The 24,618-nt window shown below is 59.7% G+C and carries 21 protein-coding genes and 1 pseudogene; 11 read left to right on the forward strand and 11 right to left on the reverse strand.

Annotation, left to right across the window (positions count from 1 at the left end):
* On the reverse strand, positions 1-968 hold a 968-nt coding region (trpS, locus tag IM284_RS16970), incomplete at its 3' end, for a tryptophan--tRNA ligase (protein ID WP_193055846.1).
* A 199-nt stretch (positions 969-1,167) separates the two neighbouring features.
* On the opposite strand from trpS, the gene fosA reads away from it, so the two are divergent.
* Positions 1,168-1,593, forward strand: a complete 426-nt coding sequence (gene fosA / locus IM284_RS16975) for a FosA/FosA2 family fosfomycin resistance glutathione transferase (protein WP_047367244.1) — start codon at positions 1,168-1,170, stop codon at positions 1,591-1,593.
* Here the strand turns inward: fosA and IM284_RS16980 are convergent.
* Positions 1,579-2,586: a LacI family DNA-binding transcriptional regulator gene (locus IM284_RS16980; protein WP_047367245.1), complete on the reverse strand. Its 1,008-nt coding sequence runs from the start codon at positions 2,584-2,586 to the stop codon at positions 1,579-1,581. The genes fosA and IM284_RS16980 overlap by 15 nt on opposite strands.
* Positions 2,587-2,771: 185 nt before the next feature.
* Here IM284_RS16980 and IM284_RS16985 point away from each other — a divergent pair, with 185 nt between their 5' ends.
* Positions 2,772-3,860 (forward strand): cellulase family glycosylhydrolase, encoded by a 1,089-nt coding sequence (locus IM284_RS16985; protein WP_047367246.1) that lies wholly within the window; start codon positions 2,772-2,774, stop codon positions 3,858-3,860.
* A 45-nt stretch (positions 3,861-3,905) separates the two neighbouring features.
* On the forward strand, positions 3,906-5,300 hold the full coding sequence (locus IM284_RS16990) for an MFS transporter (RefSeq protein ID WP_047367247.1): 1,395 nt from the start codon (positions 3,906-3,908) through the stop codon (positions 5,298-5,300).
* Positions 5,301-5,340: 40 nt separating this feature from the next.
* Here the strand turns inward: IM284_RS16990 and mcrC are convergent, their stop codons facing one another.
* The 6 genes from mcrC to IM284_RS17020 all read right to left on the reverse strand — a co-directional run bounded on the left by mcrC (position 5,341) and on the right by IM284_RS17020 (position 13,301).
* The gene (gene mcrC, locus IM284_RS16995; RefSeq protein ID WP_047367248.1) at positions 5,341-6,474 is read right to left on the reverse strand and encodes a 5-methylcytosine-specific restriction endonuclease system specificity protein McrC; all 1,134 of its coding nucleotides are present in this window, start codon (positions 6,472-6,474) and stop codon (positions 5,341-5,343) included.
* On the reverse strand, positions 6,471-8,423 hold the full coding sequence (locus tag IM284_RS17000) for an AAA family ATPase (RefSeq protein ID WP_047367249.1): 1,953 nt from the start codon (positions 8,421-8,423) through the stop codon (positions 6,471-6,473). Before IM284_RS17000 ends, mcrC begins: the two co-directional genes overlap by 4 nt.
* Positions 8,424-8,554: 131 nt before the next feature.
* Positions 8,555-9,376, reverse strand: coding sequence for an alpha/beta fold hydrolase (locus IM284_RS17005; protein ID WP_047367250.1), 822 nt, complete (start codon positions 9,374-9,376; stop codon positions 8,555-8,557).
* Positions 9,377-9,406: 30 nt separating this feature from the next.
* The gene (locus IM284_RS17010; protein ID WP_047367251.1) at positions 9,407-11,026 is read right to left on the reverse strand and encodes an MFS transporter; all 1,620 of its coding nucleotides are present in this window, start codon (positions 11,024-11,026) and stop codon (positions 9,407-9,409) included.
* Positions 11,023-11,430, reverse strand: coding sequence for a DoxX family protein (locus tag IM284_RS17015; protein ID WP_028015359.1), 408 nt, complete (start codon positions 11,428-11,430; stop codon positions 11,023-11,025). Before IM284_RS17015 ends, IM284_RS17010 begins: the two co-directional genes overlap by 4 nt.
* Positions 11,430-13,301 (reverse strand): amidohydrolase, encoded by a 1,872-nt coding sequence (locus IM284_RS17020; RefSeq protein ID WP_047367252.1) that lies wholly within the window; start codon positions 13,299-13,301, stop codon positions 11,430-11,432. Before IM284_RS17020 ends, IM284_RS17015 begins: the two co-directional genes overlap by 1 nt.
* Before the next feature lie 219 nt (positions 13,302-13,520).
* Here IM284_RS17020 and IM284_RS17025 point away from each other — a divergent pair, with 219 nt between their 5' ends.
* From IM284_RS17025 to IM284_RS17045, 5 genes are all read left to right on the forward strand, one after another.
* Positions 13,521-14,207, forward strand: a complete 687-nt coding sequence (locus tag IM284_RS17025) for a hydrolase (protein WP_023331928.1) — start codon at positions 13,521-13,523, stop codon at positions 14,205-14,207.
* A 61-nt stretch (positions 14,208-14,268) separates the two neighbouring features.
* Complete coding sequence (locus IM284_RS17030) at positions 14,269-14,490, forward strand: DUF1427 family protein (RefSeq protein ID WP_028015362.1); 222 nt, start codon at positions 14,269-14,271, stop codon at positions 14,488-14,490.
* Positions 14,487-14,747: a XapX domain-containing protein gene (locus IM284_RS17035; RefSeq protein WP_028015363.1), complete on the forward strand. Its 261-nt coding sequence runs from the start codon at positions 14,487-14,489 to the stop codon at positions 14,745-14,747. The genes IM284_RS17030 and IM284_RS17035 overlap by 4 nt, the downstream gene beginning before the upstream one ends.
* Positions 14,748-14,770: 23 nt before the next feature.
* The gene (locus tag IM284_RS17040; RefSeq protein ID WP_028015364.1) at positions 14,771-15,151 is read left to right on the forward strand and encodes a response regulator transcription factor; all 381 of its coding nucleotides are present in this window, start codon (positions 14,771-14,773) and stop codon (positions 15,149-15,151) included.
* Positions 15,152-15,160: 9 nt separating this feature from the next.
* On the forward strand, positions 15,161-20,743 hold the full coding sequence (locus IM284_RS17045; protein ID WP_047367253.1) for an ATP-binding sensor histidine kinase: 5,583 nt from the start codon (positions 15,161-15,163) through the stop codon (positions 20,741-20,743).
* A 3-nt stretch (positions 20,744-20,746) separates the two neighbouring features.
* Here IM284_RS17045 and IM284_RS17050 read toward each other — a convergent pair whose 3' ends face one another.
* Positions 20,747-21,364 (reverse strand): response regulator transcription factor, encoded by a 618-nt coding sequence (locus IM284_RS17050; RefSeq protein WP_045259555.1) that lies wholly within the window; start codon positions 21,362-21,364, stop codon positions 20,747-20,749.
* Positions 21,365-21,543: 179 nt separating this feature from the next.
* Positions 21,544-21,930, reverse strand: coding sequence for a VOC family protein (locus IM284_RS17055; protein ID WP_045631073.1), 387 nt, complete (start codon positions 21,928-21,930; stop codon positions 21,544-21,546).
* 85 nt (positions 21,931-22,015) lie between these two features.
* Between IM284_RS17055 and IM284_RS17060 the strand changes: the two are divergent.
* Positions 22,016-22,621: pseudogene (locus tag IM284_RS17060) on the forward strand (ATP-dependent Clp protease proteolytic subunit); the annotation flags it as partial.
* A gap of 135 nt (positions 22,622-22,756) precedes the next feature.
* Positions 22,757-23,878, forward strand: a complete 1,122-nt coding sequence (locus tag IM284_RS17065; RefSeq protein WP_047367254.1) for a cupin domain-containing protein — start codon at positions 22,757-22,759, stop codon at positions 23,876-23,878.
* A 38-nt stretch (positions 23,879-23,916) separates the two neighbouring features.
* Here IM284_RS17065 and IM284_RS17070 read toward each other — a convergent pair whose 3' ends face one another.
* A complete protein-coding gene (locus IM284_RS17070; RefSeq protein WP_028015370.1) occupies positions 23,917-24,105 on the reverse strand; it encodes a hypothetical protein in 189 nt (62 codons plus the stop codon).
* A 220-nt stretch (positions 24,106-24,325) separates the two neighbouring features.
* Between IM284_RS17070 and IM284_RS17075 the strand changes: the two genes are divergently transcribed.
* Entirely contained in the window at positions 24,326-24,559 is a 234-nt protein-coding gene (locus IM284_RS17075) for a DUF2171 domain-containing protein (protein ID WP_047367255.1), read from the forward strand.
* The last annotated feature ends 59 nt before the right edge of the window (positions 24,560-24,618 follow it).

Consider the following 24,618-nt stretch of genomic DNA (forward strand, 5'->3'; position numbering starts at 1 on the left):
TCCCTCAACGTCTCCTGCGTCACCCCCTGCGCCCGCTCCGTCCCGCGTTTCAGCATCGCCATCAGCTCCCCCTTGTCCTGCATATACATCGCCCTCCGCTCCCGCATCGGTGCAATCAGCTCCTGCAAACACCCCTCCAGCTCGTTCTTACAAACCCGGTCACCCAGCCCACCCGCCTGATAGTGCGCCTTCATCGCCGCCACTTTCTCCTTGTCCGGATGAAACGCATCTAGATACGTAAACACCACGTTCCCCTCAATCTGCCCCGGGTCGCTCACCTTAAGGTGGTTCGGGTCGGTGTACATCGCGCTGACCGCACGGTGAATGGTCTCTTCACTGGCCGAAAGGTGCAGCGTGTTGCCCAGCGATTTCGACATCTTGGCGCTGCCGTCGATGCCGGGCAGGCGGCTGGTGTCGCTCAGCATCGCCTTGCAGTGGCGCAGCACCGGGGCGGGCAGCAGGCTGTTCATCTTGTGCACAATCTCGTTGGTCTGCTCAATCATCGGCAGCTGGTCGTCGCCGACGGGCACGCACTCGGCCTTAAACGCGGTAATGTCCGCCGCCTGGCTGATGGGGTAGGCCATAAACCCGACCGGCAGCGAGCGGGCAAAGCCCTTCTGCGCAATCTCGTTTTTCACCGTCGGGTTACGCTCCACGCGGGCGACGGTGACGATGTTCATATACAGCATCGTCAGCTCGGCGAGGGCGGGCAGGGCGGACTGGAGGCAGATCGTGGTCAGGTTCGGGTCGATGCCGGCGGCGAGGTAGTCGGCCAGCACTTCGGGGATGTTGTCGCGAATTTTTTGCGGGTTGCTGCCGTTGTCGGTCAGCCCCTGCAGGTCGGCAATCAGCACAAATTGGTTGTGCGTCTGCTGGAGCGCCACGCGCTGGCGCAGCGATCCGACGAAGTGGCCAAGGTGCAGCGGGCCGGTTGGGCGATCGCCGGTGAGGATGTTGGGTGCGTTCATAAAGACTCCTTAACGTTGTAATGCCGAAAGGGGTCTTATAAAAGTGAAAGCCGCCTTTCGGCGGCTATCTGAAAATGGGAAAAACTACTCCGTGCCGCCTTTAAGAAGGCAGCCACCAGCGGTTTACGGTGAGGACGGCGTGGTTTATGTTCATCTCTTTACCGTACCACGTCAGGCGCGAAAAACAAAAGGGCACGTCATGCTGCAATCACTCAACCACCTGACCCTCGCGGTCAGCGACCTGCAAAAAAGCATCAGCTTCTGGCACGAGCTGCTGGGGCTGACGCTGCACGCCCGCTGGAATACCGGGGCCTATCTCACCTGCGGCGATCTGTGGGTCTGCCTGTCGTACGACGAGGCGCGCCGGTATGTGCCGCCGCAGGAGAGCGACTATACCCACTACGCGTTTACCGTGGCGGAAGCGGATTTTGAACCGTTCTCGCAAAGGCTTGAGCAGGCGGGCGTCACCGTCTGGAAGCAGAACAAAAGCGAGGGGGCGTCGTTCTATTTTCTCGACCCGGACGGGCACAAGCTGGAGCTGCACGTGGGCAGCCTCGCCGCGCGGCTTGCGGCGTGTCGCGAGAAGCCCTATGCGGGCATGGTGTTTACCTCAAACGAGGCTTGAGGCGCGCACTTTCAGCCTGCCCGCCAGCGTCACGTGCGTGGCGGCATCTTCCTGATTGCACAGGTACTCCACCGCCAGTCGTCCCAGCTCGCTGTAGGGCAGCTGAATACTGGTCAGCGGCGGGGTGAGCTGCTCGGAGATCTTCTGGTCGTCGTAGCCCGCCAGCAGCATGTCCTGCGGAATGCGCACGCCGTTCACCGCCAGCGCCTGATAGCAGCCAATCGCCAGCCAGTCGCTGGCGCAGAAGATGGCGTCCGGGCGTTCGGTCAGTTCCAGCAAAGAGGTGGTGGCGGTAAAGGACTCGCTGAACTGCCAGTTGGTCTGACGCACCAGGCCGTCGTCGCACGCTAATCCGGCCTGCTGTAGCGCCGCCCGGTAGCCCGCCAGACGCTGGCGGGAGGCCTCCATCCAGCTCTCGCCGGTGATGTGGGCGATGCGCGTGGCCCCGCAGGCGATGAGGTGTTTAGTGACCTGGAAGGCGTTGGCGTAGTCGTCCGGGATAAACGACGGCAGCAGCGGCGAGCCGGGGTCTCGCTGGTTGAGTAGCACCAGCGGGATGCGGGTACAGTCGTGAAACGCCGTCATGTCCACCAGCGTGGTGACCGGAGAGGCGAGAATAATCCCGATGCAGTTGCGCTTCTCCAACTGGCGGATAATGTTCAGCGCCAGCTCGATGTCGTCGCCGTAGTCGTAGACGGTGAGCAGGGTCTCGTTGCGCCACGCCGCTTCCCGCGCCTGGCTGATGGCGTCGATAAACGGGTCAAAGCTCTGCAGCGAGCTGACCAGCAGGGCGATCTCTTCCTGGTTGCGCGGGGCGTGAACGGTGGGGAGGCGGTCGTAGCCGAGCTCGGTGGCGACGCTAATCACCCGCTGGCGGGTGTCGTCGCTGAGCTTGATGTTGCGGGACTGGTTAAGCACCAGCGATACCGTCGCCTGCGACACCCCTGCCGCCCGCGCAATATCGTTCATCGTCACTTTTGTTTTTCGCTTCATCCGTCCTCTCCCTTTCGCGACTTCGCATCATACCCTAACCGCACGCTTTAGCGCCGTCGATCACGTTTCTCATTCATCGAAGCGTGAACTTTGTGAGGGGCATCGCTTTTCAGAACGCCGTGATTTGCGCATTTATCCCGCAACTAATATTTATTAGCTAAATATTATCAGTAAGAGGATGCGTAATGAAAGAGCAGTGGAGCAGGGAGCAGGCACAGGCGTGGTATGAGCAGAAAGGCTGGCTGTGCGGGTTTAACTATTTGCCGTCGACAGCGGTGAACTGGACCGATATCTGGCAGGCAGAGACCTTCGATGCCGCAACCATTGACCGCGAGCTGGGCTGGGCGGCGGAGGCGGGCTATAACACCCTGCGCATTAATCTGCCGTTTATCGTCTGGGAGCATGACCGCGACGGGCTGATGGCGCGCATTGACCGCTTTTTGACGATTGCCGACGGTCACGGGTTCAGCACCATGCTGACCCTGATGGACGACTGCGGCTTCTCCGGTGACGAGCCGTACCTTGGCCCGCAAAAGCTGCCCGTGCCGGGCAAGCACAACAGCCAGGCGGCGGCGAGCCCCGGTCGCGACAAGGTGTGCGATCCGGACTGCTGGGCAGACATTGAACGCTATATCCGCGACGTTGTCCGTCAGTTCCGCGAGGATAAGCGCGTGCTGCTGTGGGATCTCTATAACGAGCCGGGCAACCGCGGCATTTTCGCGACGGGCACGCAGGAGGTGCAGTACGACGCGAAGCTGGAGACCTGCGCCCACGCGCTGATGAAGCTGGCGTTCCAGTGGGTGCGTGAAGAAGACCCGACCCAGCCGCTCACCGTCTGCGCGTGGCGCGTCCCGCCGGAAGAGGAGGGCGAGACGTTCTTCCAGCACCCGCTGGACCAGACCGCGCTGGCGCTCTCGGACGTGGTGAGCTTCCACGCCTACACCCACACGGGGCGCATGACGGCGATGATTCAGCAGCTGCAAAAGCTCGGTCGCCCGCTGTTCTGTACCGAATGGCTGGCACGCCACGTGGGCAGCACCATCGAAGAGCAGCTTCCGCTGATGTACATGGCGAAGGTTGCGCCGTATCAGTGGGGGCTGGTGCGCGGCAAAACCCAGACGTGGCTGCCGTGGCCGGTGGTGATGAAGGAGTCCACGGACTACTGTCGCCTCTGGTTCCACGACGTGTTTGAGGAGAACGGGATTCCGTTCTCACGCGCTGAAATTGCGCTGATGAAGAAGCTGCGCAAAATCGCCCCGAATCCGCAGGGCTAATAATAACGACCCGGCGCGCTGTCGCCGGGCAACCAGGTACGCACTATGGCAACGACAATGAAAATACCGTCTCGCGAGTTGTGGTCTTATTTTGGCTATGGTTTAGGTCAGTGTTTTAGCTTTGGTTTAGTGGGTTCGTTTATTAACTATTTTTACACCGACGTGCTGGGGATCTCGGCGCTGGCGGCGAGCACCATCTTCCTGATTGCCCGCGCGTGGGACGCGGTTCACGATCCGCTGTTTGCCAGTATTATGGACACCATTAACAGCCGGTTCGGCAAGTTTCGCCACTTTTTGCTGATCGCGCCACTGCTGATTACCGGCGTCACGCTGCTGTCGTTCTATAAAATCGAAGCGGACATGACCACCAAAATCCTCTACGCCGGGGTGACCTACATCCTGTGGGGGACGCTGTACGCCATCTCCGATATCCCGTTCTGGTCGATGTCGTCGGTGATGACCAACGACTCCGCCCAGCGCACCCGCGCGGTGACGGCGGCAATGCTCGGGGTGAACGCCGGGATTGCCTGCGCCAATATCTTCTTCCCGAAGCTGGCGGCGTTCTTCGCCCAGTACAGCAACGATAAAGGCTACTTTATGGCGGCGCTGGTGATGATGCTGGTGGGCCTGCCGCTGATGCTCAACGGCTTTATGCAGATCAAAGAGCGCGTGCCGCCGAGCCCGGAAAAGGTGACCATCCGCGACACCTTCCACAACCTGCGCCAGAACAAGCCGCTGTTTATCGTCCTGCTGTCGTTCTTTTTCTGCGTGTTCCACAACGTGGCGGGCGGGCTGTATATCTACTTCTTTATCAACAACCTGGGCGACGGCAGCCTGCAGATGGCGATTGGCGTGATGGGCATTGTGGCGGCGGTGCTGTGCCTGGTCGCCCCGATGCTGACGCGCCGGATGCAGAAGCGGAAGCTGTTTATGATCCTCTGCGGGCTGGACGTGGCGGTGCGCGTGGTGATGTGGTTTGTCGGATATCAGCAGGTGACGATGCTGTTTATTCTCCTCGGCCTGAGCACACTGTTCGTGATGATGACCAACATCCTCACCTCGTCGATGATTGCCGACACCATCGAGTACGCGGAGTACCACACTAACAAGCGCTGCGCGGCGATCACCTTCTCCGGGCAGACCTTTACCGGCAAGATGTCGGTAGCGGTGGGCGGCGGGTTAATTGGCGTGTTCCTGACGATGATCGGCTACGTGCCGCAGGCGCAAATCCAGAGCGAAGGCGTGCTGTCGGGGCTGTTCTTTGGGATTTGTTTGTTACCGGCGATTGGGTCGCTGATCCGCATGGGCTTTATGTCGCGCTTTACCTTTACCGAGGAGAAGCATGCGGAGGTTTGTCGGTTGCTGGCGGAGCGTCGGCATCATGTAGAAAATAGCCGTGCGGAGAATGAGCGGCTGGAGCGTCCGGCCCCGGCGAACTAAGAGAAATGGGCGCCTGTCATGCAGGCGTCCACTTCAGAACTTAATTCACGTCAGTTATCCCACAGCAATCACGCGCTAATTTCAATAATTGCTGAGTCATTGTGGCGGCATCTGCTGCTAAATCTACGGTGGCAAAGTGGATTTTATGCCCCTGTACCTCAACGAATTCGTAGAGCATTACATCGACGGCTGGATGAAGTAATAATCCAGCTGAACAGAGAGATAATGGGTCTGTTCGGTTCTCCTGCGTTCGCAGATAGGTAAAAATCTGGTAGATATAACCGCTGCGCAAGCTCTTATCGCGATACCAGCCTTTAGTCAGAATGTTATTGAATTTGGTGTCGATGATGACGCGCTGTGGAGGTTGCTTGTGCTCAAGAATAATGTCCGAGTTCATGGTTGGGAAAATACTTTCGCTCCCTGCACTTTGAGACGTTAATCCCCATTTCAACTCTTTTCCGGCAGCGACTGTCCAGTCTTTTTTGGGAAGATGGAAGTGATAGAAACCCGCCATACTTTTCTCGAAGAGCTTGCGCATCCAATAAGGGTCATCAGAAGGCGTTGGCAACAGTTTTTGCCCCGCAGTTTGGGTTGGTAGCCATAATTCAAATGCCAGCTTCGCGGCATCGACCATGGCTTTATCCGCCGCATCATGGCGGCCAAAACGTGTGATTGACGGCAGTTCACCTTTGCCGGGCATACCCCCCTCAATACCACGACGACGCAAATTGATTGCCATTGCGCGACATTGTGCAGCCAGCGTGCCGTCGCTGAGCAGCGGAACAAGGTGCTCTAACGCAGAGCGAACATAGCGATTTCGTGGTGTGTCCAGCGTCATTTCCTGAAACTGGCAGGCTACCTGTGCCCGCTCAAGCAATTGTCGACTGGTTGTGCGCAGAACATCAATGCGTCCCCTTACCCTGTTAAGCGTGGCGCGGCGAGTTTGGTATCCCATACTTAAATGCCTTAACAGCCGCTGCTCCACTTCGTGAAGCAGGATCCTCGCCACCAGCGCCGGGATCTCCTCCGGGTTGTTTTCAGCGGCAACCATGCTGCGCCCGTGGTGGCGAAACAGACTGGAGGCGTACAGCATCAATAGCCAGATATTCCGCAAAGGAATACGCGATACCGCTGCCCGAGCCTGCGTATCGTCACGTTCAGCAAGATCGGTCATACGCTGAGAAGCTCCTTTCTGGAATCCTGGACTTTCTCCGGCGCATCAAACCAGTATTCGGCAAGTAAGGGGCAGATTTCGGTTTCGACAACTTGCTCGTACCAGGCCATCCCGTCGTCAATTTTCAACCCCGCAGGTGGGGTAACATAGCTATGCCCGATACAAAATTGAGGTCCCAGGGCCGCATCCCTGGACAATTTTTCGTTTAACGCGGTTAATTTGGATTCGATAAGGGCTAATGTTTCCAGGCTCACATTAAACCGTTGGTTAACCCATTTTTTCCACGCGTCGTTAAACTCGGGTTTTAGATCAATAAATGCAAAGCGGCGCCGTAATGCCAGGTCTAGCAGGGCAAGCGAGCGGTCAGCGATATTCATCGTCCCGATGATATACAGGTTTTCAGGAATGTAGGTTTTTTCATCCATATCAGATCGATATGAGAGCTCAAGCGCCTCATTCGGCGTACGTTTATCCGCCTCCATCAGCGTCAGCGTTTCGCCAAAAATTTGCGCAGGATTGCCCCGGTTAATCTCCTCAATAATGACCACGTACTTAGTTGTCGGATCGTTTACTGCTTTGTCTATTGCATGGAGAAAAGGCCCGTCTACCAGTGCTAAACGTCCTTCATTGTTAGGACGCCAGCCGCGAATAAAGTCTTCGTAGGAGAGGGTAGGGTGGAACTGCACCGCGCTGATGCGCTTAGAGGTTTCCTCACCCATCAGACAATACGCCAGACGGCGCGCAAGCCAGGTTTTACCGGTTCCCGGCGGGCCCTGAAGGATCAGGTTTTTTTTGGCCTGTAACCGCTGAAGGATGAACTGGATTTTTTCCTCTTCTAAAAAGCAGCCCTCATCGATCAAATTGCTTATCGTGTAAGGCTTGTGGGGGATTTCTGCGGGCACGTTCTCTTCAACCGTTTCCTCGGTGATGCTCTGCAATTCACCTTTATCGAAGTTGAGGTATTCATAATTGCCGGGGGTCTGAAACTCCAGTTCATCATCATCACGTAGTTTTTGCAGATAATATGAAATGGATGATTCAATAGTATTGTTATTGGGATAATCCGCCTTAATCTCATCCAGATAGGCCTCTTTTAACTCCCTCAAAGAGAAAAATGGGCTGTCTTTACGTAGGCACAGCACTTTGATCTTATTGAGCAAATACGCTTTCCATGTCAGCCGCTCGACTTCATCATTTGACTGTTGCAAATCGATATTCCATGCCGCCAGAGAGAGTTCAGGGAAGGAGTGAACCGGATAGTTTGGCTGGGTAAAAGCCTTTTTGAGCGCCAGGGCTACGGTCTGATAGTTGTGTCCGCTACAGCGCCCTTTGGCACCTTTTTTAATGATTTTAATGTTCAGGACTTTCTGGATGTAGTACTGAGACTGGCTATCCAGCGTAGGGTAGAACCAGGGGCGTAGCCAGTACAATCCCATTGTCAGGTTCCAGCCCACATTGCGCACGTTAGATGCGGCGTCATAAGAAAAGAGGAAGTCAGCGGGATCGGCGTTTGGGGTGTCGGCGAAGGAGATTGCCTGAGAAAACATTTCCCACAGCGTATCGATGTCGTCAGGCTTACGTGATTTCTCATAGCCAAAGAACCATGATTTCTGATTGTTTAGTAGCGGAATACCGTCGAACGATTCAGGAACCTTTTCACGAACGCCTATCAGTTTTGCCAGGCTGGCTGCGATATTTCTTCGGTTGGTAACGGTAAGCGAGCGATTAAACAAGCCCATAGTGGTGAAAGGACAAATGTCTTTCAAAGGATGGGGGACGCCATTAGCGGGCTTGTCCTGTAGGTGTGACATACTACCAATCTCAGCAGCAATGCGGTGAATACCCGCCACCAACTCCTCTCTTCGATTTCGCCAGGTTAGTAGCTGAGAGGCAAAAGCCTGATAAAAGTCTGCCCATTCGAATCTGACGTCTTGCTCAACTGCGTCCATATGCTCTCCAGTAAAATTACAGGCTTCAGTAACCTGGCGAATGAATTTTACGGGATTGTAAGCCTGAGTGAATAACTACCTAAAACAGTGATCTATAAGGGCATGCCGGATCAACATGCCCCTGGACGACATTACAGCGACTTCACAAACGCCAGCAGATCTTCATTGAGCTGGTCCTGGTGGGTCAGCGCGAAGCCGTGCGGCGCGTTGTCGTACACCTTCAGCGTGGCGTTTTTGATCATCTCCGCCGCCAGCTTGCCGGTGGTTTCAAACGGTACGATCTGGTCATTGCTGCCGTGGATCACCAGCGTTGGCACGTCGATTTTCGCCATATCCGGGCGGAAGTCGGTTTCGCCGAAGGCGGTCACGCAGTCGATGGTGCCCTTCAGGGATGCCAGCAGGGCGATGTTCAGCGTCTGGGTCAGGGCACCGGCAGAGACGGTCTGCCCGGCGTTGATGCCGTAGAACGGCGTGGCGAAGTCGCTGATGAACTGGGCGCGATCTTTACGTAGTCCGTCGCGAATGCCGTCGAACACGCTCTGATCCACGCCCTGCGGGAAGGAGTCGGATTTACCAAAGATCGGCGTGACCGCGCCCAGCAGCGCCAGACCGGCCACGCGCGCGCTGCCGTAGTTGTTGATGTAGCGGGTCACGTCGCCGCCGCCCATGGAGAAGCCCACCAGCGTCACGTCCTGGAGGTCCAGGGTGGTGATCAGGTCGTTAATGTCGGACGCAAAGGTATCGTAGTCGTAGCCGTTCCACGGCTGATCCGAGCGGCCAAAGCCGCGACGGTCAAAGGCGATGGCGCGGAAGCCGCGCTCCGCCAGGTAGTTCAGCTGGCTGTCCCACATGTCGCCGTCCAGCGGCCAGCCGTGGCTGAAGAGAACCGGTTTGCCGGCGCCGCAGTCTTTGTAGTAAATCTGCGTGCCGTCTTTTGCCTTAAACGTTGCCATAGTGTGTTCCTGTACAGGTGATGGTGATGGTTATACCGGCGCGACCAGATAGCGAATTGCCGGTGATGTTGTGCCCTGATGAAAAGCCAGAACGCGGCTCTGCAGCAGGAGGTCATTCATGGTGTGGCGCTCCTGCTGGCGCAGATGCTCAATCCAGGAGCCCATCAGGAAGGTCTCGATAAACAGACCGGGGCGCTCAATATCCTCGTACACCGCCCAGCTCATCGCGCCGGCGCGGCGGCGCACCCGGCGCAGCTCGTGTACCGCCTCCAGGAAGGCTTTCGCGTTCTGCGGGTCGATGATGTACTCGTGCGACACCAGCACCGGGCCGCGCTCGTTCGGCAGCTCAATCTCCACGCCGTCCAGCGGCTGGCCGCTCAGGTCGAGGTTTAAATCAGGATCTTTCTCCAGCTTCCAGCGGAACACCGTTGCGCTTGCCAGCACCATGCCCAGCGTGGCGACAACCAGCGAGGTTGGGGTGCCAAACTGAGAGGCGATCTGCCCCCAGATGGCGCTGCCCGTGGTCATCGAGCCGAAAAAGACCGTCAGGTAGACCGCCAGCGCGCGGGCCTTCACCCAGCGGGCGGCGCTGCGCTGCGCGCCGAGGTTCAGCGTCGAGAGCACCGCAATCCACGCGAAGCCGGTGAAGAACTCAAACAGGTTGAGCAGCCAGACGTGGCGCACGAACGCCAGCGCCAGCATGGTGAGGGCAAAAACCAGGCTCGCGGCCACCATCAGCCGATCGGCGTTCAGCCGCTGGCGCAGGCGCGGCAGCAGGATCGCCCCGGCAATGGCGCCCAGGCCGATGCACGCCAGCATCACGCCGTAGCCCGCCGGGCCTAAGCCCAGCTCGCGGCGCGCCACCAGCGGCAGCAGCGCCCAGCCCGCGCTGCCGAAAACGAAGAAGGCCACGGTGCGCACCAGCACGTTGCGCAGCACCGGCGCGGCGTGCACGTAGCGAATGCCGGAGCGCACCGCGGAGAAGAAGTGTTCCGGCGGCAGGCGCTGCACGGACGGGGCCGGACGCCAGCGCCACAGCACCCACGCTACGCCCACCACGGACAGCGCGTTCAGGGCAAACACCATCCACGGCCCGGCGAGCGAAAGCAGAAAACCGCCCAGCGCGGGGCCAATCGCCCGGCTGATGTTCACCCCGAGCGAGTTCAGCGCCACGGCGGCACCCAGCTCAGGCTTGCTCACCAGATCGGGCACCACGGCCTGGAACGGCGGCGAGCTCATCGCCGCGCCCACGCTCAGCAGGAACGTCGCCACCAGCAGAACGGTAGGGGTGACGTGTCCGGTGAAGGAGAGCACCGTCAGCCCGGCAGCGGCGATGAACACCCAAAGCTGGGAGAAGAGCAGGTATTTACGCCGGTCAACGATGTCCGCCATCACCCCGGACGGCAGGGCGAAGAGGAACATCGGCAGGCTGCTCGCCGCCTGCACCAGCGCGATATCCAGCGGATCGGCGCTGAGCGTCAGCATGCTCCAGTTGATGCCGACGTCGCTCATCCATGAACCGACGTTAGAGACCACCGTGGCGATCCACAGCATGCGGAACACCGGCTGGCTCAGCGGCTGCCAGGGCGAAACCGCCCGCGCGGGCGCCGTCTCGACGTGTGCGTCGCGAACGTCGTTAACCTGGGTCATGCGAACCTCTCCGTTGCCTTACGCTGCAGCCGCCACTGGCCCGGCCCGGTGAGGGCGAGAGTGGTGAAGATAATCAGCAGCAGCCAGCCAAACTGCCCTTCGGCAATCGACCAGTCCGGGTGTACCGCCAGCATCGCCACCAGCAGCACGGCGATAATCGGCAGGCACGCCAGGCGGGTGTAGACGCCCGCAATGATCAACAGCGGGCAGATGACTTCGGCGACGATCGCCGGGATCAGGCTCGCGTAAGGCCCGAAGCCAAACGGATCTTCAATGCGCGTCAGCTCTTCGCTGAAGTGGAGCACCTTCGGCAGGCCGTGCACGTAGAGCAGCAGCAGGCTGCCGGTGAGGCGCAGGAAGAACAGCCCCAGGTCGACCCGGGGCGGCATAGTAGTGTTTTTCATCAGAATGCAAAGCAGCTGCAGCCCAGCGCCCCCCAGAAAGCGTTATCGTCGGACACCGGCATCTCTGACGTGCGGGCGAAATCATGCTGGTGGCTGTGAACCCCGCACGGGCCGCTGCAGTGGTGGACGGTGTTCATGCCGACGCGCGTAGCCTGCGGCGGCGCGCTGCGGTAGTGGCCCGGCACCTTCACCACCGGGGACCACTCGGGCAGAACCGGAATGGCCGGCGGCGCGAGCGGGCCGAAGGTGCCTGCGGCGTAGACGATGTCGCCGTTGACCACCGTCAGGACGGACTCGATGCCCTTGATCTCCTCTTCCGGCACGCGGAAGTAGTCTTTGCTCAGCACCGCCAGGTCGGCGAGCTGGCCAACTTTAATCTGTCCCTTCTGGTTCTGCTCGCTGGAGAACCACGCGCTGCCCTGGGTCCAGAGCATCAGGGCGGTATCGCGGTCCAGACGGGCGCTGTGGTCGTACATCTGCATCCCGCCGACGGTGCGGCCGGAGACCAGCCAGTAGAGCGCGGTCCACGGGTTGTAGCTCGCCACGCGGGTGGCGTCCGTCCCTAAGCCCACCGGTACGCCGGTCTCGAGCATTTTTGCCACCGGCGGCGTGTGGCGGGTAGCTTCGATGCCATAGCGCTCGGCAAAGTACTCCCCCTGGAAGGCCATGCGGTGCTGGACGGCAATGCCGCCGCCAAGCGCTTTGATGCGGTCGATGTTGGCCTGGGTAACGGTTTCCGCATGGTCGAAGAACCAGTGCAGGCCGTTGAACGGAATGTCGCGGTTCACCTTCTCGAACACGTCCAGCATGCGGCTGATGGATTCGTTGTAGGTGGCGTGCAGGCGGAACGGCCAGCGGTGCTCCACCAGATGGCGCACCACGCGCTCCAGCTCGTCCTCCATGCCCGGCGCGAGGTCCGGGCGCGGCTCGAGGAAGTCTTCAAAATCGGCGGCGGAGAAGACCAGCATCTCGCCCGCGCCGTTGTGGCGGAAGAAGTCGCTGCCCTGGCCCGGCGTGAGCATGTCGGTCCATTTTTCAAAGTCTTCCAGCTCGTGGCCCGGACGCTGGGTAAACAGGTTGTAAGCGATGCGGATGGTCATCTGCTTTTTCTCGTGCAGCTCGGCAATCACCTCGTAATCTTCCGGGTAGTTCTGGAAGCCGCCGCCCGCGTCGATGGCGCTGGTCAGCCCCAGGCGGTTCAGCTCGCGCATAAACTGACGGGTGGAGTTAACCTGCTGCTCCAGCGGCAGCTTCGGCCCTTTCGCCAGCGTGGCGTAGAGGATCATGGCGTTCGGACGGGCGATCAGCATCCCGGTCGGGTTGCCGTTGGCGTCGCGCTGGATCTCGCCGCCCGGCGGGTTCGGCGTCTCTTTGGTGTAGCCGACCACCTTCAGCGCGGCGCGGTTGAGCAGGGCGCGGTCGTACAGGTGCAGAATGAAGACCGGGGTATCCGGCGCGGCGTCGTTGATCTCGTCCAGCGTCGGCATGCGGCGCTCGGCAAACTGGAACTCGCTCCAGCCGCCCACCACGCGCACCCACTGGGGCGACGGCGTGCGCAGGGCCTGCTCTTTCAGCATCCGCAGGGCGTCGGCCAGGGACGGCACGCCTTCCCAGCGCAGCTCGAGGTTGTAGTTCAGCCCGCCGCGGATCAGGTGCAGGTGCGAGTCGTTCAGGCCGGGGATCGCGGTGTGGCCTTTCAAATCCACCACCTTAGTGCCGTCGCAGTGGTGCTGCATCACCTCGGCGACGGTACCCACTTCCAGAAATTTTCCGTCGCGCACGGCAACGGCTTCCGCGACAGGATTTTCGCGATCGACGGTGTGAAACTGGCCGTTAACCAGAATGAGATCGGCTTTACCGAGGGTAACCATAACTGCTCCTGACTGAGAGGGGGAATGGTCAGGATTATGGGAACCGGTTTCGGCAAAGATCCAGTTATACAATAGGATAGGTATACCAAAGTATAACTATACCTAAGGTTAACTATACGAAGAGATAATTACGCGCGGTGACGGAAAACCGCAGGATGAAGGTGACTTTATTGTCGCGGCGCTCGCGGCGATTTCTACCCTTAACCACTGGAAAATGCTATGACCTCTTCAAAGCTCGAAGTGTTAACCCCTGCGAACTGTCAGATCATCTTTATCGATCACCAGCCACAGATGGCGTTTGGCGTGCAGTCTATTGACCGCCAGGTGCTGAAAAACAACACCGTGGCGCTGGCAAAAGCGGCCAAAGTGTTCAACATCCCGACCATCATCACCACCGTAGAGACCGAAAGCTTCTCCGGCAATACCTATCCGGAGCTGCTGGACGTGTTCCCGGGCCAGGACATTCTGGAGCGTACCTCCATGAACTCCTGGGACGACCAGAAAGTGCGTGACGCGCTGAAGGCTAACGGCAAGAAGAAGGTGGTGGTTGCCGGCCTGTGGACCGAAGTGTGCAACAACAGCTTTGCCCTGTGCGCGATGCTGGAAGGCGACTACGAAATTTATATGGTGGCGGACGCGTCCGGCGGCACCTCCAAAGAAGCCCACGACTTCGCGATGCAGCGCATGATCCAGGCAGGCGTGATCCCGGTGACCTGGCAGCAGGTGATGCTGGAGTGGCAGCGCGACTGGGCGCGTAAAGAGACCTACACCGCGGTGATGGATATCGTGCGCGAACACTCCGGCGCGTACGGCATGGGCGTGGATTACGCCTACACCATGGTGCACAAAGCACCGTCTCGCCAGAAGAGCGAGCACCGCACCTTAGCGCCGGTCCCGGCTCGCTAAGTTCCGCTGGCGGGCTGGTCCCTCATCCGGCTCGCCGCTGCCTCTTTCTCTGGAGTTCACAATGAGTACTGGGCTGATATCCCTTGCCGCAGGCGTGTTGATTGGCCTGATGTATGCAGTGCTGAAGGTGCGCTCCCCTGCGCCGCCCGCGCTGGCGCTGATTGGCCTGCTGGGGATGCTGGCGGGTGAACAGGCGACGCGCCATCTGTTATCCCGCGACGGCGCGCCGCCTCCTCAGGTAACGGTTCCGCAGGTGAAATCGCAGACGGGAGCAACGTCATGAGAGCATGGATAATTTCGCTGGTGTGCGGCGTGGTTGCTGGGGTAATTTACGCCCTGCTCGACGTTCATTCCCCGGCACCGCCGGTTGTCGCCCTGCTTGGCCTGTTTGGCATGCTGGTGGGTGAACAGCTCATCCCGGTGGGACGGCGTTTACTGAGTCGCGAACCGTTTACCCTCGCCTGGTTTCGTCACGAATGCGTGCCGAAAATCAGCGGCACGGCGCCCCCCGCGCCCGCGAAGGACGATCGCGACGTTTAATGATTTTTTTGAGGAAAGACAGCATGACGCTGCCGTGGCGCATTGCCATCATTGATGACGAACGTTCCGTCCGCAGCGGGCTGAGTAATCTCCTGGAGTCGGAAGGGTATGCCGCCGATACGTTTGATTCGGCAGAGGTATTTCTGAGCCATCCGCTCGCCCTGTCCGGCGCGGCGCTGGTGATCGCCGATATCAAGCTGCGGGGCATGAGCGGCCTGGAGCTGTTTGACAAGCTGCGGCTGCTGGCCGTTCCCCCGCCGCCCGTGATCTTTATCTCCGGTCATGCTGATGAAAATATGCAGCGGTACGCTCTTAGCCTGGGCGCCGCTGCATTTTTGCGTAAACCCATTAACATCGATATTCTGCTGGATCATATACAGCGGGAGCTGGCCCGCCGACGATAAGGATCGCGGATGAACGAACACGAGCAGCCTGCATTCTGGCCCGCCCAGGGGAATCTTCACCAGGGGCGGGTTTTTGTCCTTAAAGAGGATGTGATTTTTACCGTGCTGGCGCAGGAGGGCGGTATCGCCTGGATGCACGCGCGCCATCCCCATTCCGGCGGCTCGTTCATCATTGCCACCGCAGTGAGCGACGAAGAGGAAGAGCGGGCCACGCGGCTGCTGAAAAACGAATTTGCGCTGCGTGACGTGCTGCAGGACAGCTGGGCCATCCGCGCCGTTGCCTCGACCCAGTACCGGGGACGATTCGCGCTGGTGTATGCGCCGTTTGCGTTTGAGCTGCTGGCGCGGCGCGCGGGCAGGGCGATCTCGGGGATCTCGCGCTTTATTGAGATGGCGATCCAGATCTGCGTTCCCCTGCGCCAGATGCACCTGCAAAACCTGATCCACGGCGATATCAAGCCCGGCGCGATTTTTGTTCATCACGATGGCACCTGCCGTCTGGGCAGCTTTGGCCTCTCCTGTAGCCTCTCCGGTGCCTTCTCCCAGACCCGGCTTGCCGTTTCAGGCGGTACGCCCGCGTATATGTCGCCGGAGCACACCACCCGCACCCGGCGTCCCGTTGACGGCCGCAGCGATCTCTACAGCCTCGGCATGGTGCTGTATGAACTCCTGACCGGACGCCTGCCGTTTGAGTTGGGGGAGGACGATCAAACCAACTGGGCGCACTACCATATTGCCTCGGAACCGCTGGCCCCGGACGTGATTCGCCCGGACGTGCCGGGGATGCTGTCGACTATCATCCTCAAGCTGCTGGAGAAGCACCCCGATAACCGCTACCAGACGGTCGACGGGCTGATTGCCGACCTCCGCCGCTGCCAGGCGACGCTGACCTGCGAGGGCGAGATCGTCGCCTTTACCCCCGGCCAGCAGGACCGCACTCCCGCGATCCATCTGGCGGACTCCCTGTTCGCGACGCATCCGCAGGCGAATGACGTCATTGCCGCGTTTGAGCGGGTGGGGCAGAACCTGGTGCCGGAGCTGGTGACGATCGGCGGGCCGTCGGGGATTGGCAAATCGTCCATCATCGCGACGGCGCTCAAAACGCTGCAGCAGCGTCAGGTATTGCTGGCGGTGGGGAAAGTCGATCAGTTCTCGCCGTCTTTACCCTACGGCGTATTAAGCTCCGCGTTCCGCACCCTGACGCTGCACCTGCTGGGGCTGCCCGCGGAAGAGGTAGCGAAGTGGAAAATCCGCCTGTCGCGCGCCCTGGAGGGATACGAAGCGCTGGCCGTCAGCCTGGTGCCCGAGCTGGGGCTGCTCCTTGAGAGCAAGCCGCGCTACTCGGCGGATACGTTTTCCATTGATGCCCGGGCGCGCTTCAGCCATATGGTGCTAGCGCTGGTAAAAACCTTTGCTTCTCAGGGCTGCCCGCTGGTGCTGGTGCTCGACGATCTCCAGTGGAGCGACGCGGCCAGCCTGCATACGCTGAAACATCTGCTGGTGACCTGCGGCGCTATCCCGCTGCTGCTGCTGGTCGCCCACCGCGATATCGGTTCGTTGTCTGAACCGACGCTGCAACAGCAGCTGGCGAGCCTGCCGGAAGCGGCGCAAAACGCGACTGAAATTGTCCCGCAGGCGCTGTCCGTGAAGGCGGTGGCGCGCTGGCTGGCGACGATATTTCGTGCCCGCAGCGCGGCGACGACCGACCTCGCCACGCTGATCCACGAGAAAACCGGGGGCAACCCGCTCTTTGTGCACGAGTTTTTCCGCCGCATCGTGGATGACGGGCTGGTGGTGCACAACAAATATCAGGATAAGTGGCACTACGATCTGCAGGCGATCCGCGCCCGACACTACACCGAAAACGTCGTTACCCTGGTGCTAGAGCAGCTCGAAGAGCTGCCCGACGAGACGCGCCGCCTGCTGGGCAGCCTCGCCTGCCTCGGCGGCACGGGCGAGATGGAGATGATCTGCCGGGTGGTCAGCATGTCGATGGCGGAAATGCGCTATGCGCTGCATCCGGCGGTGATGGCCCAACTCATTGTGCTGACGGAAAAAGAGTACGCCTTCACCCATGACCGGGTGCAGGAGGCGGCCTTTGCGATGCTGGATCAGCATGAGAAAAGCCATCTTCACCTGACCACCGCCAGCCTGCTGGCCGACGCCGCGCGTCAGGCCGCGGGGAACGAACTGCTGTTCCGCGCCGTTCACCACGTCACGGCCGCGCTGGACTGCATCCAGCCCGCGCCGCAGCGCCAGATGTTCCGCGAGCTGAGCCTGCTGGCCGCACGACGGGCAAAGCGTTCGGGGGATTATCCATCGGCGCTCAGCTATATCCAGACCGCCAGAGCGCTGGGCAACGCCGGGACGGTGTCAGACTTTATGCTTGATATCGAAGAGGCGGGCTGCGAGTTTGCTCTGGGGCACCTGGAGCGCACCCGCGAGTTGTGTGACGCCATCCTCGGCTGCCCCGGCGGGCTGACCGAAAAGGCGCTGGCGGCCAACCTGCTGGTGGAAGTGTACATTCGCCAGTCGGACAGCCGTCTGGCGCTGGAGGCGGCGCTCTGCTGGCTGGGGATTTTTGGTATTCAGATTGGCCGCCACCCGGAAGATGCCGACTGCGACGAGGCCTGGGAACACTTCTGCAACCGCACGGCCGACGCGCCGCAAAGCCTTTTTGCCCAGCTGTCGCGAATGGATAACCCGGAAACCGAAGCGGTGATGAACCTGCTCTACAGCGCCAGCATTTGCGCCAGCTTCATCTGCCCGCGCCTGCATTTTTTGCTGCTCTGCCGCATGATGCACCTCACCCTCGACCACGGCATCACTGGCGCCTCCACCACGGCGATGGCCTGGTTTGGCGTGCTGATTGGCCAGCGCTACGCCGAGTACCGCCTCGGGTTCCAGTACGGCACCCTGGCCCGTGAGCTGGTGAACCGCCACGGCTACGACGCGTTCGAAGCCAAAACCCTGCTGCCCCTCGACCAGCTCAGCGTCTGGACCCAGCCGCTGTCATTCACCATCGAGTGCGCAAAAGCCTGCTTCACCGCCGCCGTTACCCACGGTGATATGACGGTGGCCTGCTTTGCGGCCTGCCATCAGGTCATTAACTTCCTCTCACGGGGCGATCACCTGGACGGGGTATTGACCAGCATCGATCGCGGCCTGGCGTTTGTGCGTAAAACCCACTTCCAGGACGTAGAGACCATATTGATGCTCCAGCGCACCTTCGTGGAGTTTTTGCGCACGCCGACGATCGGCACCTGGACCGCGTCGCAGGCGCTGCCCGAGGCGCTGCTTCCCGCGTCGCCGGAGCAGGCCCCGGAGCAGACCTCCACCATGCTGTTCTGGTACTGGCTCTACCGTGGCATGGCGCACTTTACCTGCGGCGAGTATACCGACGCGCAGGCGGATCTTGAGATGGCGGGCTGGTACGCGTGGTCTGCGCCGGGCCATATCCATCTGCTGGATTACCATCTCTACAGCGCGCTGGCGCTCTCACGTCAGCTGACGCCGGAGACGTTTTCGGCAAATCACCGCCGCAGCATTCACGCCCACTACGACAAAATCGCCCTCTGGGCGCGCATTAATCCCGGCACGTTCGCGGATAAAGAGGCGTTGATCTACGCCGAAATTGTCCGTCTGGACGGGATGAACAGCATTGCGCTTGAGCAGTATGAGAAGGCGGTCCGGCTCTCCCGCGAGGGTGGCTTTAACCCGATTAACGCCCTGGCCCACGAGCTGGCGGGCCGCTTTGCGCTGGCCTGCGGCTACCCAACCGCATCAGACGCGCACTTCCGCGGCTCGATTGCCGCCTGGGGCCGCGCGGGCGCGCAGGCCAAGGTGCGCCAGCTGGAGCAGGATTTCCCGCACCTGCTGGCCTCCGGGCAGGCCAGCGCCTACGACACGGTGGCGTTTGCCCAGAACGAGACGATCCGCGATCTGCAGAGCGTGATCAAGGCTTCCCGCGCGCTGTCGGAAGAGATCAATCTTGAGCGCCTGATTGAAAACCTGATGACCATCCTGCTCGAACGCGCCGGGGCACAGCGCGGCCTGCTGCTTCGCGTGAGCGATAACCTGATCCCGGAGATCGAGGCCAGCGCCTGGACCAGCACCGACGGCGTGCGGGTGCGGATCCTGAAAGACGTGCCGATGGCGACCGACATGCCGCTGTCGGTGCTGGCTGCGGTGATCCGCACCGGGCAGGAGATCCGCACCGGCAAGCCGGAGGAGTTTCATCCCTTCAGCCAGGACCCTTATCTGGTGACCTCGGGGGCGGCGGTGATGTGCGTCCCGATGTTCAAACAGGCGCGGCTGGTGGGCGTGCTCTACCTGGAAAACCGCCTGATGCCGGAGGTCTTCACCGCCGAGCACTCGCGCGTGGTCAGCCTGCTGGGCGCGCAGGCAGCGGTATCCCTGGAGACGGCGCGGCTCTACGCCGAGCTGCTGGCGGAGAATATTCAGCGCCGCCGGGTGGAAAAAGAGCTGCGCGCCAGCCAGACCTCGCTGATGCTGGGCGAGCAGATCAGCCACACCGGCAGCTGGCGCTGGGAGCTGGAGCAGGATCTGATGTTTGTCTCGGAAGAGTACGCCCGCATTCTCGGCCTGCCCGACCAGCAAAAGATGATCTCCATGGCGGAGTTTTTAACCTTCGTCCACGAGGACGATTACGCCCGCATCAGCGCCATCGTCACCCAGAGCGTGCGCGACGGGCTCTCCATGCGTGCGGAGTTTCGTATAAAGCGCACCGACGGCTCAACGCGCTATATCCTCGGGATTGGCGATCCGGTGGGGGTGGGCAGCGAGGTGAACGAGTACTACGGCATCATTACGGATATCACCAGCCAGCGCGCCGCGGAGGATGCTATGCGGGTGGCGCAGGCGGATCTGGCGCGCGTTTCCCGCGCCACCACCGTCGGGCAGCTGACCTCCTCAATCGCCCACGAGATCAACCAGCCGCTGATGTCCATCGTCTCGAATGCCGGGGCGAGCCTGCGCTGGCTCAGCCGCGAGCCCGCCCGCCTGGATAAAGTGCGCGAAGGGCTGGAGGAGATCGTCGCGGAAGGCGCGCGTGCGGGGGAGATCATTCGCAGCATCCAGTCCCTGACGCGCAAGCAGGATCCCACCTTCTCGCGCATTGATATGCACTACCTGATCCACCATATCGTCACGCTTTCGCGCAGCGAGCTGGAGCAGAGACACATTAGCGTTGATTATCTGTTGAACGCCAGCGACAGCTTTATCACTGGGGACAGCGTGCAGATCCAGCAGGTGCTGCTGAATCTGGTGATGAATGCGGTAGAAGCGATGGCCGAGGTGAAGGATCGCGCCAGCACCATCATCCTCAGCACCGCCAACGCGGAAGGGAAAGTGATCGTTGAGATCGCCGATACCGGGAGCGGCATTGAGCCCGAACGGCTGGAGCAGATTTTTGACTCGTTCTATTCCACCAAGCCGCAGGGGATGGGGATGGGGCTGACCATCAGCGCCAGCATCATCGAGCGCCACTGCGGAAAGCTGAGCGCGCGCCGCCGGGAGCCGCACGGCACGGTGTTTACCTTCGCGCTGCCGCTGGCCGCGCAGGAAGGGTAAACGTTACTCCGCGGGCTGGCTTTTGGTCAGGCGCTCAACGGCCCTGACCAGCTCGGCCACGGAGCGCACCTGCATTTTCTCCATCACGCGGCGGCGGTGCACCTTCACCGTGATCTCGCTGACGCCCAGCTCGGCGGCAATCTGCTTGTTGAGCTTGCCGGTGATGGCAAGCTCAAGCACCTCGTGCTCGCGCGGCGTGAGGGACAAATGGCGCTGCTTCAGGGCGTAGTGCTCTTTATTGCGCACGGCGTTGTTTTCCGCCAGCTGCAGCGCGGACTCAATCGCGTCGATCAGCGCGGCGGATTCAACGGGCTTGGTGAGAAATTCGTACGCGCCGCCTTTGATGGCGCGCACCGACATCGGAATAGTGCCGTGGCCGGTAAGAAAAATAATCGGGATCTCGCGCCCGCTGTCTTTGAGCGCGTCCGCCACCTCGAAGCCAGAGATGGCGGGCATCTGCATGTCGAGGATCACGCACGACGGCAGATCCTCAAACCGGTGTTGAAGAAACGTTTCTGCTGATGAAAAGCCGATGGCGTTTAAGTCTGCCGATTCCAGCAGCCCGATTACGGACTGCCTGACCGCGTCATCGTCATCAACCACATACACAATGTGTTCCATTCACCGCCCCGGTGCTGATTTAAATGTCGAGGATGCAAACAGTCTCAACGGTGGCGTAAGAGACTGTTTATGCTGACTTTCATCTTAACACATTAAATATCATTATCATTTAACAATATGATAACCATATGAAGTATAGCGAGCCGGGGCGGGGGCGGTGAAGGAATGAAACGCTGTTTTTATGCACCGACAAGCTCGATGCGGTTGCCGTCCGGGTCCGCGATCACCGCTTCATAGAAGCCGTCCCCGGTCATGCGCGGGGCGCTGAGCAGCGTGCCGTTTGCCTGCGCCCGCTCGGCCATGCTGTCCACCTTTGCCTTGCTGCCGACGTTAATGGCGATATGCGCCCAGCCGATAAACTCCGGGTGCGACGGGGCGTCGGGCAGGTCCGGCAGCGTCATCAGCTCGAGGGTCGGCCCGTCATCCAGGGTAATAAAATGGGATTCAAACCCCGGACGGTTTTTGCTGACGTAGCGTTCGTTACTGCGGCCATTAAACACCGTTTCCCAGAACTGAACCTGGGCTTCAAGGCTGCGGGTCCAGAGTGCGACATGTGCGATATTCATAAGCTCCCTCGTTATTTGTCTGTGAGGACTTTCACCGATAAAACAGGCTACACTCTGGTTTTGAGCGCGACAAGCTGAGGAAACAACAATGCACTACACACTGAAAGAAAGCGACAAGGACAAAGCGGAAGGGTCAAGCGGCGCGGGCGCTCTGCAGCAAAAACTGCTGGAGTCCCGTTCGATTGTCATCTCCGGCGAGATCAACCAGGAGCTGGCGCAGAAGGTCATTACCCAGATGATCCTGCTGCAAAGCGTCAGCAACGATCCGATCAAGCTGTACATCAACAGCCAGGGCGGCCACGTGGAGGCGGGTGACACCATTCACGACTTCATCAAGTTCATCCGCCCGGAAGTGCACGTCATCGGCACCGGCTGGGTGGCGAGCGCCGGGATCACCATCTTCCTGGCAGCGAAAAAAGAGCACCGCTACTCGCTGCCGAATACCCGCTTTATGATCCACCAGCCGCTGGGTGGCGTGCGCGGTCAGGCGACGGATATTGAGATCGAAGCGCGCGAGATCATCCGCATGCTGGATCGCGTCAACAAGCTGATCGCTGACGCCACCGGCCAGCCGCTGGAAAAAGTGAAAAAAGACACCGACCGCAACTACTGGATGTCTCCGGCAGAAGCGCTGGACTACGGCATCGTGGGCAAACTGATTACCCATTACGACGAGCTGAACCTGGATTAAGTTTTACCGCCGTGTACGTGTCGGGTAGCGGCTTCGCCTTACCCGACCTACGCGCGCTCGTTTGACCCATGACAAGTTCCCCCTCTGCCTTCTTGCCTATAATCGCGCCTGTTTCCCCTCTCACTGGTGCTACCCATGGCGTATCAATTGAACCTGAACTGGCCGGAATTTCTTGAGAAATACTGGCAAAAACAACCCGTAGTGCTGAAAAATGCCTTCCCGAATTTTGTCGACCCGATTACCCCGGACGAGCTGGCAGGCCTGGCGATGGAGCCGGAAGTCGATAGCCGTCTGGTGAGCCACGCTAACGGCAAGTGGCAGGCCAGCAATGGTCCGTTTGAGCACTTTGACGGTCTGGGCGAAACCGGCTGGTCGCTGCTGGCGCAGGCGGTGAACCACTGGCATATGCCCGCCGCGGAGCTGGTGCGTCCGTTCCGCGTTCTGCCGGACTGGCGTCTGGACGACCTGATGATCTCCTTCTCCGTGCCGGGCGGCGGCGTGGGTCCGCATATCGATCAGTACGACGTGTTTATCATTCAGGGGATGGGCAGCCGCCGCTGGCGCGTGGGCGACAAGCTGCCGATGCGTCAGTTCTGCCCGCATCCGGCGCTGCTGCACGTGGATCCGTTTGAGCCGATCATCGACGAAGATCTTGAGCCGGGCGATATCCTCTATATTCCGCCTGGATTCCCGCATGACGGCTTCACCCATGAAACCGCGCTGAACTACTCCGTCGGCTTCCGCGGGCCGAACGGCCGCGATCTGATCAGCAGCTTTGCCGACTACGCGCTGGAAAACGATCTGGGCGGCGAGCACTACAGCGATCCGGATCTGACCTGCCGCGAACATCCGGGCCGCGTGGAGCAGTACGAGCTCGATCGTATCCGTCAGATGATGATCGACATGATTAGCAAGCCGGACGATTTCACGAAATGGTTTGGCAGCTTCGTCTCCACGCCGCGCCACGAGCTGGATATCGCCGCCGCCGAGCCGCCGTATTCGGCAGACGAGGTGCTGGACGCGCTGCAGGGCGGCGAAACGCTGTCGCGCCTGAGCGGCCTGCGCGTGCTGAACGTTAACGGCAGCGTCTTCATCAACAGTGAACAGCTGGAGACGGTAGACGCGAAGGGCGCGGATGCGCTGTGCCGCTACACCGAACTCGGCCAGGCCGAGCTGGGCGATGCGCTGAAAAACCCGGCGTTTGTTGACGAACTCACCGGGCTGATTAACCAGGGGTACTGGTACTTCGACGAGTAACAGGAGGCGGCGTTTAGTCAGCCTAAACGCCGCTACGTTCAAACCAGCATATTACACGCCTTCCAGTAGTTCAAAAGCCGCTCGTCGTCGCGCTCTTTCTCCGCTTTGATTTTCATCGCCTGGGCGAGATTCTCTCGCGATAACTCATGGCCTTTTTGCACGATGTCCAGGACCGCTTCACCAAGAGCCAGCGAAATTTCTGCCCGATTATTGTTGCGAATCGTCATAAATACCTCCTCGTTGGTTGCGATAATTTAATTATGATCGGGAAATAATCAGTCGGAAATAATTCATCTCATTCTTATTTTTTCACTTCGGCGTTAAATAGACATCATATTCCATTCTGTCAATGATGTTTCAAAATGCTAATAAGCCTTTTAAGCCTGAATTTATGCGCTACAGTTATTTTTCGTGCAACAGGCAAATAACCGAAACAGGAGAATGATTATGGTAGATAAAAGCGCAATTAAGGATCACACTCAGGTTGTCGCCAGCTGCGGAACGCACGTCGGGGTTGTGGACCATTTAGACGGCGAGCGTATCAAGCTTGCTAAGAGTGACCCTGAATCAGGCGGCAAGCACCATTTTATTCCTCTCGGCTGGGTCGATAAGGTCGAAGATAATAAAGTTATCCTGACCAAAAACCATAAAGAGGTTTTTGCTGAGTGGCAGGAAACATAAATATATTTCTCGTAAAGAAATATATATCTTCGCTCCGGCTTTGTCTGGAGCGTAATAGT

This window comes from Enterobacter cloacae complex sp. P12RS, from assembly GCF_014895875.1.
Classification (GTDB): Bacteria; Pseudomonadota; Gammaproteobacteria; order Enterobacterales; family Enterobacteriaceae; genus Enterobacter; species Enterobacter bugandensis.

Coding starts and splice junctions, on each gene's coding strand:
- IM284_RS17065 (WP_047367254.1), top strand. CDS start 22,757: ATGGCGTATCAATTGAACCTGAACTGGCCGGAATTTCTTGAGAAATAC.
- IM284_RS17035 (WP_028015363.1), top strand. CDS start 14,487: ATGAGAGCATGGATAATTTCGCTGGTGTGCGGCGTGGTTGCTGGGGTA.
- IM284_RS17045 (WP_047367253.1), top strand. CDS start 15,161: ATGAACGAACACGAGCAGCCTGCATTCTGGCCCGCCCAGGGGAATCTT.
- IM284_RS17000 (WP_047367249.1), bottom strand. CDS start 8,423: ATGGACGCAGTTGAGCAAGACGTCAGATTCGAATGGGCAGACTTTTAT.
- IM284_RS17030 (WP_028015362.1), top strand. CDS start 14,269: ATGAGTACTGGGCTGATATCCCTTGCCGCAGGCGTGTTGATTGGCCTG.
- IM284_RS16985 (WP_047367246.1), top strand. CDS start 2,772: ATGAAAGAGCAGTGGAGCAGGGAGCAGGCACAGGCGTGGTATGAGCAG.
- IM284_RS16990 (WP_047367247.1), top strand. CDS start 3,906: ATGGCAACGACAATGAAAATACCGTCTCGCGAGTTGTGGTCTTATTTT.
- IM284_RS17040 (WP_028015364.1), top strand. CDS start 14,771: ATGACGCTGCCGTGGCGCATTGCCATCATTGATGACGAACGTTCCGTC.
- IM284_RS17015 (WP_028015359.1), bottom strand. CDS start 11,430: ATGAAAAACACTACTATGCCGCCCCGGGTCGACCTGGGGCTGTTCTTC.
- IM284_RS17075 (WP_047367255.1), top strand. CDS start 24,326: ATGGTAGATAAAAGCGCAATTAAGGATCACACTCAGGTTGTCGCCAGC.
- fosA (WP_047367244.1), top strand. CDS start 1,168: ATGCTGCAATCACTCAACCACCTGACCCTCGCGGTCAGCGACCTGCAA.
- IM284_RS17005 (WP_047367250.1), bottom strand. CDS start 9,376: ATGGCAACGTTTAAGGCAAAAGACGGCACGCAGATTTACTACAAAGAC.
- IM284_RS17055 (WP_045631073.1), bottom strand. CDS start 21,930: ATGAATATCGCACATGTCGCACTCTGGACCCGCAGCCTTGAAGCCCAG.
- IM284_RS17020 (WP_047367252.1), bottom strand. CDS start 13,301: ATGGTTACCCTCGGTAAAGCCGATCTCATTCTGGTTAACGGCCAGTTT.
- IM284_RS17025 (WP_023331928.1), top strand. CDS start 13,521: ATGACCTCTTCAAAGCTCGAAGTGTTAACCCCTGCGAACTGTCAGATC.
- IM284_RS17010 (WP_047367251.1), bottom strand. CDS start 11,026: ATGACCCAGGTTAACGACGTTCGCGACGCACACGTCGAGACGGCGCCC.
- IM284_RS16980 (WP_047367245.1), bottom strand. CDS start 2,586: ATGAAGCGAAAAACAAAAGTGACGATGAACGATATTGCGCGGGCGGCA.
- IM284_RS17050 (WP_045259555.1), bottom strand. CDS start 21,364: ATGGAACACATTGTGTATGTGGTTGATGACGATGACGCGGTCAGGCAG.
- IM284_RS17070 (WP_028015370.1), bottom strand. CDS start 24,105: ATGACGATTCGCAACAATAATCGGGCAGAAATTTCGCTGGCTCTTGGT.
- mcrC (WP_047367248.1), bottom strand. CDS start 6,474: ATGACCGATCTTGCTGAACGTGACGATACGCAGGCTCGGGCAGCGGTA.